This window comes from Pseudomonas sp. SDO55104_S430, from assembly GCF_054070595.1.
In genome coordinates this window covers 52,055-64,596 of sequence record NZ_JBSVXG010000012.1, presented here as the reverse complement: position 1 = coordinate 64,596, position 12,542 = coordinate 52,055, and the positions used below count along the sequence as shown (strand labels likewise).

The following is a 12,542-nucleotide window of genomic DNA, read 5'->3' as shown; positions in this document are numbered from 1 at the left end:
AATCGGGCAACGCGGTGTGTCAGGTGTACCCCGCGCTCAGGATTTACTACTGCTTCGCAGCCGGACGCAGGCTTCGCCAGCTGCTACAGGGACCGGGTTTGGCCTTAACTGACGGCCTCAGTCGTACTCACGCCATCCACCAACCGCGCAATCCCCAACGGATTCGCATTCTTCAGCGCATCAGGCAGCAGATTGTCCGGGTAGTTCTGGAAACAGATCGGGCGCAGGAAACGATTGATGGACACGGTGCCCACGGACGATCCGCGTGCATCCGAAGTAGCAGGGTAGGGACCGCCGTGGACCATCGCGTCGCAGACTTCGACTCCGGTGGGATATCCGTTGAGCAGCAGGCGACCGGCTTTGAGTTCCAGCAATGGCGTCAGATCCGCGAATGCTTCCAGGTCCGCGGGCTCGGCGATCAGAGTGGCGGTCAGTTGGCCTTGCAGGCCTTGTAATGCTCGCTGGAGTTCCTCGCGATCTTTCACCGCAACGACCACGACGACCGGGCCGAATACTTCATGCTGCAGCAGCTCGTCACCGTTGATCAGCAACTCGGCGGCTGCTTCATACAATTGCGGATGGGCCTGGCCACCGGCTTGAGGTTGCCCAGCGCGATGCTGGATCTGCGGGTGCTCGTGCAGACGGGTCAAGCCATCGGTGTAATTGCACAAACCGCCGGCGTTCAACAGTGTTTGCGCCGGATGGGCGTTGATCTGCTGCGCCAGCTCATCGAGAAATGCCTGGAACTCGGGTGAGCGTATGCCGATGACCATGCCGGGTTTGGTGCAGAACTGTCCGGCACCCTGGACCACCGAAGCGCTGAGCTCGGCCGCGATTTTCGATCCGCGAACTTTCAATGCTTCGGGCAGTACCAGCACGGGATTGACGCTCGACATCTCGGCGAATACCGGGATCGGTTCCGGCCGTGCCGCCGCCAAATCACACAGTGCCCGTCCACCCTTGAGCGAGCCGGTGAAACCGACCGCCTTGATCGCCGGATGTTGCACCAGCCAGGCGCCCACCATGCCGCCATAAATCATGTTGAAGACGCCCGCGGGCATTTCAGTCTTTTCGGCGGCGCGGATGATGGCCAGAGCCACGCGCTCGGCGGTAGCCATATGACCCGGGTGGGCCTTGAAAACCACCGGGCAACCGGCGGCCAGCGCTGCGGCGGTATCGCCACCCGCGGTAGAGAAGGCGAGGGGGAAATTGCTCGCGCCGAACACGGCAACCGGGCCGATCCCGATGTGGTACTGGCGTAAATCGGGGCGTGACAGCGGCTGGCGATCGGGCAGGGCGCGGTCGATCCGCGCGCCGAAAAAATCACCCCGGCGCAGGACCTTGGCAAACAGCCTCATCTGGCCGCTGGTGCGAGCACGCTCACCTTGAATACGTGCAGCAGGCAACGCCGTTTCCCGGCAAACCGTTGCGATGAACTCTTCGTCCAGTGCGTCGAGCTCATCGGCGATGGCGTCGAGAAAGGCGGCGCGTCGAGTGGCAGGCAACGTGCGGTAAGGCTGGTAGGCCGTTGCTGCTGCTTGAGCGGCTGCGTCTACTTCTTCACGCGTGGCCTCGCTGTAAAAACCTGGCAGCGGCTCGCCGGTGGTCGCGTCGAAACTTTGCAGGCTCCCGTGTCCCGCAGCGCTGCGTTGGCCATTGATAAAGTTGTGTCCGGTGTAATCACTCATCGTCATGCTCCTGAGGGTTAGCGTGGCTTGATCGCGGCATCGACCAGGCCGCGGCCGTGCAGGTTGTCGAGCAGGGCGCGATAACCCATCTGCCAGGCCGGAGCGCGATTGCTCGTCGTCACCCGGTTCACCAGCGTGCCGAGCTTGGGGCTGCTGATGGCGACGGTGTCACCCACTTTGTGTGTGAAGCCTCCTCCCGGGAGATCGCGGTCCTGCTTGGGGGCAAACAGGGTGCCGAGAAACAGCACGAAGCCATCGGGGTATTGATGGTTCTCGTTGAGCGTTTGCGCCACCAGATCCGTTGGATCGCGGCTGATCTGGTTCATGGAGCTGCTGCCGTCGAGAATGAAGCCATCCTGGCCCTCGACCCGCAGGGCGACTTCCGCCGAACGGACATCCTCGATGCCGAAGGTCTCATCGAACAGGCGGATGAAAGGACCAAGGGAGGTCGATGCATTGTTGTCCTTGGCCTTGGACAGCAACAGGGCGCTGCGGCCTTCGAAGTCGCGCAGATTGACGTCATTGCCCAGGGTCGCGCCCTGGATCTTGCCGCGACTGGAAACGGCCAGCACCACTTCAGGCTCGGGGTTGTTCCAGCTGGACTTGGGATGAATGCCGATATCCGATCCAAAACCCACCGCCGACAGTGGTTGCGCCTTGGTGAAAATCTCGGCGTCCGGTCCGATGCCCACTTCCAGGTACTGCGACCACATGCCCTGGCTGATCAGCACTTCCTTGAGCGCGGCGGCCTGCACCGAGCCCGGCACGATGTCGCCCAGGTCAGCGCCGATGCTTTGCACCAGTGTCGCGCGAATGCTGTCGGCCTTGGCCGGGTCGCCCTTGGCCTGCTCCTCGACCACGCGTTCGAGCATGCTGGTGGCAAAGGTCACGCCGGCGGCTTTCACCGCTTGCAGGTCTATGGGCGCCAGCAGCCATGGCCGGGTTTCGTCGCGGTTCGCGGCGTCGCTGTTGCGCAGCAAGTCGTCGAGACCGATCAGCGGCTGCTGCAACGGCAGGCTGCGCAGGTAGGCAACGGGATCATCGAGTTCCAATAGCGCGGATACGGTCGCTACCCGTGCGCTGATGTCATGGACCTGGCGGTCTTCAAGCAGAACCACGGCAGGCCCCGGGGCGGCGCCAGGGATCCAGACGCGGCTGATCCAGGTGCCTTGCGAGACATCCTGAGCGGTGGCGTACAGGTCCGACAAAGTGTTTGCAACGGTGGAAGTGGACATGGAAATACCTCTGCAGAATGTGCCAATCAGTGGGAGTGACGTGGATTGCCGCTGCGCGCGATGACCCGCAAGTGCAAGGTTGCGGGCTCCAGGCAACCACCGGTCGAAAGTTGGCCGACCTGCTGGCGATAGATTTCCTGCCAGGGCGTTTGCGAGGCCGGGATGGTCGGTTTGAAGGCGGCCTGACGACGGGCCATTTCGCTTTCATCGACCAGCAGATCCACTCGGCGCGCATTGAGGTCGACGCGCAGGCGGTCATTGGTTTCCAGCAGGCCGATCCCGCCACCCACCGCAGCTTCCGGGGACATGTTGAGAATCGACGGGCTGGCGGAGGTGCCGCTCTGGCGCCCGTCACCCAGGCAGGGCAGCGAATCGATGCCGCGTTTGATCAGATGCGCCGGTGGCGCCATGTTGACCACTTCGGCGCTGCCGGGATAACCCACGGTCCCGCAGCCCCGGATGACCAGGATGCAACGTTCGTCGATGTCCAGTGCCGGGTCGTTGATGCGCGCGTGATAGTCCTCGGGGCCTTCGAACACGATGGCGCGGGCTTCGAAGGTGTTCTCTGCGCCAGGTTCGGACAGGTAGGTTTTACGGAAGGCCTCGCCCACCACCGACATCTTCATGATGGCGCTGTCGAAGAAGTTACCGCTCAACACAATGAATCCGGCGCGCTGGATCAGCGGGTCTTCAAAGGCATGGATGACATCCGGATCGCTGGCCGCGCTGTTGCTGACGATTTCGCCGATGGTTTTGCCCGAGACCGTGGCGCAGTCTTCGTGCAAGCGACCGGCATTCTTCAGTTCATGCATGACCGCGGGAACACCGCCGGCGCGGTGGAAGCCTTCGCCCAGGTATTTACCGGCGGGCATGCAATTGACCAGCAGCGGCACGTCTTCGCCGATGCGTTGCCAGTCCTCCAGGCTCAGGTCGATGCCGCTGTGCCGCGCGATCGCGATCAGGTGCGGCGGGCAATTGGTCGAGGCGCCCAGGGCAGAGGCCACGGCGATGGCGTTCTCGAAAGATTCGCGGGTCATGATCCCGGAAGGACGAATGTCCTGGCGAACCATCTCGACGATGCGTTTGCCCGTGGCATAGGCCATCTGGCCGCGTTCGCGATAGGCCGCCGGGATGCTCGCACAGCCTGGCAGCGACATGCCCAGGGCTTCGGCCAGCGCGTTCATCGACAACGCGGTGCCCATGGTATTGCAGTGACCAATCGAAGGAGAGGCCGCGGTGGTCATCTCCATGAAACCTTCGTAATCGATCTCGCCGCTGGCGAGCAGGTTGCGCGCATGCCATAGCACGGTGCCGGAGCCGATCAACTGGCCCTTGTGGTGGCCATCGAGCATCGGTCCGCCGGACAAGACGATCGCCGGGATATCGACCGTCGCTGCCGCCATCAGGCAGGCCGGGGTGGTCTTGTCGCATCCCGTGGTCAGCACCACGCCATCGAGCGGGAAGCCATGAAGAATCTCGACCAGACCCAGGTACGCCAGGTTGCGGTCCAGCGCGGCAGTGGGGCGACGGGTCTGTTCGGCCATCGGGTGAACGGGGAATTCCATCGGAATGCCGCCGGCGTCGCGAATGCCCGCCTTGGTGCGTTGAGAGAGTTCAAGGTGGTGACGGTTGCACGGCGCAAGATCGCTACCGGTCTGGGCGATGCCGATGATGGGGCGACCCGATTGCAACTCCTCGCGCGTCATGCCGTAGTTCATGAAGCGTTCGACGTAGAGCGCGGTCATGTCCGCATGATCCGGATCGTCGAACCATTGCTGGCTGCGCAGGGACAGAGGAGTTTTATCAGGCATGGGTCATTTCTCTTGTTGGATTTATGGCGAACTTCAATGCGCGTTGGGCGGCATCGATTGGTGTCCTGTTTGGCCTGATGTTACCGGTAACATTTTTTTTGTAAAGTGCTTGCTCTGAAGTTTCCAATGGCGAGATTACCCTCTGCCGGGAGCAGAGCCGGTATGTGACAGCCCATGTATAATCGGCCACCATCCGTATCGGCGGCGTTGATTGACATGATCCGCCCGGTCATTTTTCAGCGAAGACAGGACGTTCATGAGTTCCGAGGATTCAAGCAAAACCACGACGCCGCCGCGCATGGCCGATGTCGCCAAGCTGGCTGGTGTTTCGAAGATGACGGTGTCCCGCGTACTGGCCGGTCGCGACGTTTCCGAGCGCACGCAGAAGCTGGTTCTGGATGCGATCGATAGCCTCGGTTATCTGCCTGATGCCACCGCGGGCACCTTGTCCACGGGCCGCTCTGAATTCATCGTCGCGCTGGTGCCGTCCCTGGCGAGTTCGAACTTTGCCGATACCGTGCGCGGCCTCAACGATGCCGTGAGCGGGCATGGTCTGTGCCTGCTGTTGGGCGATACCGATTACCACCTGGAGCAGGAGGCGTTGCTGGTTCGCACGCTGTTGCGCCATCGGCCGGTCGGAGTGATGTTGACCGGCAGCGCGCACCTGGAAGAAACCCGCAAGCTGTTGCGTCAGGCACAAGTCCCGGTGGTGGAGACCTGGGACATTCCAGCCGATCCTATCGAGCAGTCGGTGGGTTTCTGTAACGCCGCCGCTGCCGCAGCCCTGTACGAACACCTTTACCAGCAGGGCTATCGGCGAATTGGCTACATCGGCGGCGCATCGGTTCTCGACCATCGGGGGCAGCAACGCCTGCAAGGCTACCTGCAAGCTGTCGCGGCGGTGGGGGCAGGGGAGCCCAGGGTGATGGAGCATGGTGAATCGCCCATCACGATGAGCCACGGTGGAGAGACCGTGAAACGGCTGCTGGAAAAATGGCCGGACACCGACGCGGTCATGTGCGTGAGTGACCTGTCGGCCTTCGGCGCGATCATGGAATGTCATCGCCAAGGGCGACGAGTACCCGATGACATCGCGATCGCCGGTTTCGGTGATTTCGAAGTCTCGCGCTATTGCACGCCAACCATCACCACCGTCTCGGTGGACCCTTACCGGATTGGCCGACGCGCCGGCGAATTGCTCGTCGACAGTGCCAACGCGCAGCGCCTTGGGCTGCCTCGTCCACGACAGTCCGATGTCATCGAGTTCAAGATCCTGGCACGGGAAAGCACCTGATTTTTTTTGATCGGAGCGGCTTGCGCTGCTCCGGAACTCGTTGTTAAATTAAAAATGTTACCGGTAACAGCCTATCTTGCAGAGCCCTTTTCTCCCCACCGATTTCCGTTATTCGGTTCGGGGAACTCAAGGTCGCAAGCCAAAACAAAAACAATCGGCATGACGACATGCCTTGAGGTCTACACATGGAATCAATATCTCAGCGCTCCCTCGAAAGAGAGGGCTCGGCGGAGCTTACTTCCGAGGATCGTACGTATCGCAAGGTCATCCTGCGTATCCTGCCGATCCTGTTGTTCTGCTACATGGCGGCGTACCTGGATCGGGTCAACATCGGGTTCGCCAAGCTGGACATGCTCAACGATCTGCAATTCAGCAACACCGTCTACGCCCTCGGTGCGAGCATTTTCTTCTGGGGTTATTTCCTTTTCGAAGTCCCCAGCAACCTGTTCCTGCATCGCTTCGGCGCACGGCTCTGGATCGCCCGAATCATGATCAGCTGGAGCATCGTCTCCATGGGGGTGGCCTTCACCGTGCCGCTGGCCAAGTTCTTCCATATCGAACCGGAGACCATGTTTTACGTGCTGCGCTTCCTGCTGGGTATCTGCGAAGCCGGCTTCTTCCCGGGGGTGATTCTCTACCTCAACTACTGGTTCCCGACGCACCGTCAGAGCCGGGTTATGGCCGGGTTCCTGATGGCGATGCCGATCAGCCTGACGCTGGGCGGGATTCTTTCCGGCTGGTTGATGGAGTCGATGAAAGGCGTGCACGGCATGGCCGGTTGGCAGTGGATGCTGATCATTGAGGGCATCCCGTCGCTGATCATGGCCGTGGTGGTGGTGACGTTGCTGGTCGACAAAATCGACAACGCAAAGTGGCTGACGGCCGCCGAAAAACACATGCTCAAGAACAATCTCGACCAGGACAACAAGTCGAAAGCTTCGAGCCTGCGGGATGTGATCTTCAACGGTCGGGTATGGTTGCTGGTGGCGATTCTGCTGACCTTCAACACCGGTTTCTACGGGCTCGCGTTCTGGATGCCGACCATCATCAAATCCACCGGTATCTCCAATACTCTGGACATCGGTCTGCTGACGGCGATTCCCTACGCCACCGCCATCGTGGCCATGACACTCAACGCCTGGCACTCCAATAAAACCGGCGAGCGTCGCTGGCACGCAGCGGTTCCGGCATTCATCGGTGGCATGGGCCTGATCGGCAGCGCCTTCTTCGCCCACAACCTGCCGGTGTCGATCTTCTTCCTCAGCGTCTCGGCATCGGGTCTGCTGAGTCTGATGCCGATCTTCTGGACCTTGCCGGGCACGGTTCTGTCGGGTGTGGCAGCAGCGGCGGGCATCGGCATGATCAACGCGATCGGCAACCTTTCCGGGTTCACCGGCTCGATGATTACCGCCACCGCCGAAACTCTGACGGGCGACATGAACAACGGCACCTATGTGCTGGGTGGATGCCTGTTGGTGAGCTGTGTGCTGATCCTGCTGATTCCCAAAGCGATGCTGGCCAAGGACAGCAAGGCCTGACTGAAGCCTGAATGCCTTGATCCTGTCCCGTGAACAGGGTCGAGGCATCAGCTCACTTTGGAGAGAGCAGACAGGCTCCTGGCTCAGGATGAGCCGGGAGTCCCGCCCGCAAGAGAGAAACATACACTGGCACCACGTCCCGGTTCGCTTTCAGCCCAGATCCGCCCGCCATGCGCTTCGATTATCGATCGGCAAATCGACAGGCCCATGCCCATCCCTTCGGCTTTGGTGGTAAAGAACGCCTCGAATAGCCTGGGCAGGATTTCTGCGGGGATGCCAGGACCGTTGTCCTGAACGCGTAACGTCACCTGACTGTTCGGCGCCGTGTCCAGCACGATAACCAGCCGTCGTCCTTTGGCGTGCATGGATGACAAAGCCTGCAAAGCGTTCAGCAGCAAATTGATGATCACCTGCTGCAACTGAATGCGATCGCCCTGGACCCAGAGACCGTCAGCCTGCGATTTGAGCTCGATGTTGACCTTGTGCCGTCTTGTTTCCCGGCGGGTGAGCAGCAGTGCCTCCTGCAGTACGTCCTGAAGGTCGATCGGCGAGTAATGGGGCTCGGTTTTGCACGACAGAGCGCGAATCCGGCGGATGACTTCGCTCGCCCGATGAGCTTCGCTCATGATGCGCTGAACGGCGCCATGCACTTCGGCGACGTTCGGCTCCTCCCGGTCAAGCCATCGTAAACCCGCCTCAGCATTGGTCGCGACCGCCGCGAGTGGTTGATTGACCTCATGGGCGATGGACGCCGCCATCTCGCCCAGAACCGTTACGCGGGTGATGTGCGCCAACTGAGACTGTGACTGATGAAGTGCCTCTTCCGCGTTTTTTGCGGCGGTGACATCCATCAGCGCGCCCAGGTACTCGCAGCCACCGGATGAGTCAGTCATTCGCTGCGCCAGCATGCGTACATTTTTGCAACGTCCATCGGGCATCAGTAACCGGAACTCTGTCTGCGGGCAATCGTGCTGGGCATGGACCTGCTGAATCAGTTTTTTCAGATCGTCAGTGTCGTCCGGATGTGCGCGCGCGATTATCTGCTGCACTGTCGGCTGCAATCGGCCCTCGAACTCGAATATCCGTCTGGCCTCCTCGGACAAGTCCACTTGCCCATCGGGCATCTTCAGGCCAAGGCTGCCGGTGCTGCTCAGCCGCTGGGCCCCGGCCAATAACGCCTCGCTGCGACGCAACAGTTGTACCTGTTCCACCAGCGCATCTCTGGCTGCTTTGCATTTCAATGCCAGGATCGCGGTGATGGTTATTGCGGCAAGGCTCACCAGGCAGCGAGCGAAAGGCGGCGCCAGCCATGTGTCTTCGTGGGAAAGCAGGTAGGCGCCCAGTGTCAACAGGCCGCACAAGCCTGAAACCGCCTGCATGCCTCGGTAAGAAAACAGATCGCTGGAGATCAGGATGACAGCGACATAAAGCACCGCGATGGCCACATCGAGCGAGCTCAACCAGTCGACCAGGAAAATCATCAGCGTCAGCGTGACCGCGCCCAACTTCAGCATCCATACATGCGACGCTGAATTGATCCCGGCACAGTGTCCGGGCACGACTGAAGTTGCCATTTTCATTCGGACTGATTTTCCTGCGATTTACCTGCATGTAGGGGCGTACTCAGGGCGCAGAATTTAACAGTCTTCGTGTGTCACCCGATACTCATACAAGGGTTTGGCGCGCCATGTGTTCAGTCATACCTAAGCATGAAATAACGACGTCGAAGTATGAGTATCGGTCTCTCGTATCGGGCAGCACCCCGGGGTGATCAGCCAGTCAGATCTCCGCAGACACCGGCACCGTAAACCTGAACCGAGAACCTTTGCCCGGTTCGCTTTCGGCAGAAATCTTCCCGCCGTGCGCTTCCACGATGCCCTGGGTGATGTAAAGACCGAGCCCTGTGCCGGTCGGGTTGCCTTCCTTGACTGTCCAGTAGCGATCGAACACATGGGGCAGATTGTGTTCGGGAATACCCTCGCCGGTGTCATGCACCGTGAAGACGATGTCATTACCGACCGACTCTGCGTGCACGTTCACCGAGCCCAGTCGTGGGGTGAATTTGATTGCATTGCTGACCAGATTCGACAGGACCTGGAACATGCGCTCGGGGTCGGCGTGGACTCGTAAATCGGGCGCGGCCTCGAAGGAAATGCTGATGTCCTTGTCCAGCGCCAACGGCGCAAGCAGTGTCTGCGCCTCTTCGAACATCTGTGCGACGTCAAGTTTGCGGGGCTTGATGATGTAGCGCCCGGCGTCGATTTTCGAGGTGTCGAGCAAGTCTTCCAGCAGGGTGTTCATCCGCCCGGCGGCTTGTTGCATGGTGTCCAGCGCTGTGGTCATGCGTCGCGAGGTGTGCGGGCCGTCGGAGCTGAAGGTTTTCTGCATCATGCCGCACAGCATCGATATGACCGTCATCGGGTTGCGCAGGTCATGGGAGACCACCGCCACCAGGTCATCGCGGGCACGCACGGCTTCCTGCTCACGGCGCACCTGGCGGGCCAGGTCGTTTTCCAAAGCCGAGCGCCGCAGATCGTTGGCGGCAAACAGATCGCCATGGCTCCACTTGGCGGAGATCCCGGCCATCTCGACCTTCCAGATCTCGAACGAGGTGCGTGGGCGCAGGCGCAGGCCGGTGTCGGAGTTTTCAAGATCCAGCGGTTTGCGAGGGTCGCCACTCCAGTTGATGTTTTCCTTGACCTCCGCACGGAACCACAACACGCCGTTGTCCACAGGTTTAGGCAGCGTCATGGCGAGCAGGCCGCTGGCCACTTGCTGAAACTGCGCGGCCGGCGGGTAAACGCTAGAGAGATGATGGCTGGAAAATACCGCCTCACCGCTCTCCTGCAACCACTTGTGCAAAGCACGAATATCTTCCGGCTCAGGACAGTTGCCGTAACGGTGCAACTGCTTGTCTTCGATGATCGCCACGCCCGCGGCTCCGGTCAGCGCCATCAGCACCTGCGGCTGCCCGGCCAATCCGTCAAAGACGTTATGCGGCGAGTCGATCATGGCCTGATTGAGCAGCGCCAGCGCTTCGATTTTATCTTCGCGCTGACGACTGATCTCCAGCGACTCCATCGCGCTGATCTGCAGCGACAACACCTGACCGATGGTCTGGCACGCGGTGCGCAGTTCATGGGGCACGTGCAGCGGTACACGATTGCCGCAGCTGATCAGCCCCCAGAGCTTGTCGCCTCGAAGCAGGGAAATGCTCATCGACGACAGCACGCCCATGTTCTTCATGTATTGGCAGTGAATCGGCGAAACGCTACGCAGCGTGGCGAAACTCAGATCCAGCGGTGTTTGCGTATCCGGGCGCAGCTTGGGCACCAGCGGCACCGGTTGGTACGCGGCATCGGGGATGATCCGCAGCCAGTTGGTGCGATAAAGCTCGCGCGCCTGCTCGGGAATATCGGAGGCCGGGAAAAACAGGCCGTTGAAGACTTCCATCGACGGGTCGGATGCTTCGGCAATGACCTGACCGTGTCCTTCCTCTTCGAAGCGATAGATCAGCACCCGGTCGTAACCGGTCATGGCCTGGATTTCCTTGACGCTGATGTCATACAGCGCCTGCAACGTCGTGGCTGCCTGCAAACGCTGGAGCATGCGCCCCAGATGGGTTTCGCTGCCCGCCACGTTGCGGGGCTTGAAGTTGTCCACGTGGATTTCCAGCTCCAGGATCAACACGTCCTGATGGCGGTGGAGCAGGGCGTCGAACGTTGTACCGTCAAGGCGCAACAGAAGCGGTTGCGCGCCGGTCAACATCGGTTGCAGCGAAATCTCGCGAACCGCTTCGGCGTATTCGATACCGATCAGGCTATGCAGCGGTCGACCGACCAGCTCCAGCGCCGCACGCCCGAGCAGGGTCTCGACGTTGGCGCTGATCTGAATGATTTCAAGCGCCGGCTCGCTCAATGTCAGCAGCAATCCATGGGGCTGAATCGCACCGGGAAAACGGATCGGCTCGTCGGCACAGTTGGCGAGCAATTCTTCGAAAACTTGTTGGTCTTGCAGGTTCATGCCAGTACCTCTCGACTGTCGAGCCACTGTTCGAAACAGCTGAATGTAGTTTGTGCAGCCGTTACAACCGCATCGCGTTCGCTCGCCTGCATCGGCTGAGCGCCCAGGTATTCGATGAAGTCACGCCAGCGGCGTCCGGTCGCTGCGCCATAGATATCGAGAAAGGCTGCACCGTTCTCGGCATCCAGATGCAAACGGCTGGCGATTTCCCGGCGCAGGATCTGCCCGCCGAGCGTCGCACCCTCGAGTACATACAGCACACCCAGGCAGGCGGCGCTGGAATCGATCAACGGCAACTGCTCGCACATCGGCAGCTCGTCGATCATCGTGGCTGACATGCCCAGGGCCTGCAGGTCGCTGCGCAAGGTTTGGGCTTTGAGCCGGGGCGCCAGATCGAAATCGACAGGGATCGCGGAGCTGTCCCGCAAAGCGTTCTCCACCGGCAGATAGAAGCCGTAATAGGCCTGCATCAGCTTGTGGAAGGCTTGGATGTCAAGGGAATCGGAGAAAAAAGGAAGACGTTTTTCCAGTGCGATGTGCAGTTGGGCCGTACCGGCCCGCAGATCCTGAAGCACCGGTGGCACATAAACTTCACGGGCCTTTGGTTGCATGGGTTGCGCTCTTGATAGGGCCGCATGGGCCAGACACTGTGGTCAAAAAAGGGAGAACTCTAGCATTCAAACCAACAGTACTGACCAGACAGCTTCACGATTCCGACATGTGTGCCCAAAAAAAGTTCGAGTGACGGGATGGGTGTCGCGCTCAACCTTCAGCCGACATCTACAACCTGTGGGAGCGAGCCTGCTCGCGATAGCGGTCAACGATAACGCTGGCTGCCTGATGCCCCGCGCTGACTGGGCCACCATCGCGAGCGTGCTCGCTCCTACAGGATTTTTGTCGTGCGCACTATTTGCGGTCGACACATAAAACCTGTGGGAGCGTGGCTTGCCCGC

Annotated in this window: 8 protein-coding genes; 2 read left to right on the top strand and 6 right to left on the bottom strand. The window is 60.5% G+C overall.

The features are described 5' to 3' along the window. Nucleotides 1-104: 104 nt before the first annotated feature. From ACW9JE_RS04320 to ACW9JE_RS04310, 3 genes are read right to left on the bottom strand one after another with little or no spacing between them, the layout of a single operon-like run. A complete protein-coding gene (locus ACW9JE_RS04320; RefSeq protein ID WP_457432047.1) occupies nucleotides 105-1,688 on the bottom strand; it encodes an aldehyde dehydrogenase (NADP(+)) in 1,584 nt (527 codons plus the stop codon). A gap of 17 nt (nucleotides 1,689-1,705) precedes the next feature. Continuing rightward, on the bottom strand, nucleotides 1,706-2,923 hold the full coding sequence (locus tag ACW9JE_RS04315) for a fumarylacetoacetate hydrolase family protein (RefSeq protein WP_457432046.1): 1,218 nt from the start codon (nucleotides 2,921-2,923) through the stop codon (nucleotides 1,706-1,708). 26 nt (nucleotides 2,924-2,949) lie between these two features. Then, nucleotides 2,950-4,734, bottom strand: coding sequence for an IlvD/Edd family dehydratase (locus ACW9JE_RS04310; protein ID WP_457432045.1), 1,785 nt, complete (start codon nucleotides 4,732-4,734; stop codon nucleotides 2,950-2,952). Nucleotides 4,735-4,990: 256 nt separating this feature from the next. Between ACW9JE_RS04310 and ACW9JE_RS04305 the strand changes: the two genes are divergently transcribed. Continuing rightward, nucleotides 4,991-6,028, top strand: coding sequence for a LacI family DNA-binding transcriptional regulator (locus tag ACW9JE_RS04305; protein ID WP_224532928.1), 1,038 nt, complete (start codon nucleotides 4,991-4,993; stop codon nucleotides 6,026-6,028). Between the two features lie 185 nt (nucleotides 6,029-6,213). Next, a complete protein-coding gene (locus ACW9JE_RS04300; protein WP_224532929.1) occupies nucleotides 6,214-7,566 on the top strand; it encodes an MFS transporter in 1,353 nt (450 codons plus the stop codon). Between the two features lie 83 nt (nucleotides 7,567-7,649). Here the strand turns inward: ACW9JE_RS04300 and ACW9JE_RS04295 are convergent, their stop codons facing one another. From ACW9JE_RS04295 to ACW9JE_RS04285, 3 genes are all read right to left on the bottom strand, one after another. Continuing rightward, nucleotides 7,650-9,146: an ATP-binding protein gene (locus tag ACW9JE_RS04295; RefSeq protein ID WP_457432044.1), complete on the bottom strand. Its 1,497-nt coding sequence runs from the start codon at nucleotides 9,144-9,146 to the stop codon at nucleotides 7,650-7,652. 199 nt (nucleotides 9,147-9,345) lie between these two features. Beyond that, a complete protein-coding gene (locus ACW9JE_RS04290) occupies nucleotides 9,346-11,589 on the bottom strand; it encodes an ATP-binding protein (RefSeq protein ID WP_457432043.1) in 2,244 nt (747 codons plus the stop codon). Beyond that, on the bottom strand, nucleotides 11,586-12,200 hold the full coding sequence (locus ACW9JE_RS04285; protein ID WP_457432042.1) for a biliverdin-producing heme oxygenase: 615 nt from the start codon (nucleotides 12,198-12,200) through the stop codon (nucleotides 11,586-11,588). The genes ACW9JE_RS04290 and ACW9JE_RS04285 overlap by 4 nt, the downstream gene beginning before the upstream one ends. Nucleotides 12,201-12,542: the final 342 nt, after the last annotated feature.

Excerpts from the sequence above, each read along its gene's own strand:
- ACW9JE_RS04320 (WP_457432047.1), bottom strand. The coding sequence starts at position 1,688 with ATGAGTGATTACACCGGACACAACTTTATCAATGGCCAACGCAGCGCT.
- ACW9JE_RS04305 (WP_224532928.1), top strand. The coding sequence starts at position 4,991 with ATGAGTTCCGAGGATTCAAGCAAAACCACGACGCCGCCGCGCATGGCC.
- ACW9JE_RS04310 (WP_457432045.1), bottom strand. The coding sequence starts at position 4,734 with ATGCCTGATAAAACTCCTCTGTCCCTGCGCAGCCAGCAATGGTTCGAC.
- ACW9JE_RS04315 (WP_457432046.1), bottom strand. The coding sequence starts at position 2,923 with ATGTCCACTTCCACCGTTGCAAACACTTTGTCGGACCTGTACGCCACC.
- ACW9JE_RS04285 (WP_457432042.1), bottom strand. The coding sequence starts at position 12,200 with ATGCAACCAAAGGCCCGTGAAGTTTATGTGCCACCGGTGCTTCAGGAT.
- ACW9JE_RS04300 (WP_224532929.1), top strand. The coding sequence starts at position 6,214 with ATGGAATCAATATCTCAGCGCTCCCTCGAAAGAGAGGGCTCGGCGGAG.
- ACW9JE_RS04290 (WP_457432043.1), bottom strand. The coding sequence starts at position 11,589 with ATGAACCTGCAAGACCAACAAGTTTTCGAAGAATTGCTCGCCAACTGT.
- ACW9JE_RS04295 (WP_457432044.1), bottom strand. The coding sequence starts at position 9,146 with ATGAAAATGGCAACTTCAGTCGTGCCCGGACACTGTGCCGGGATCAAT.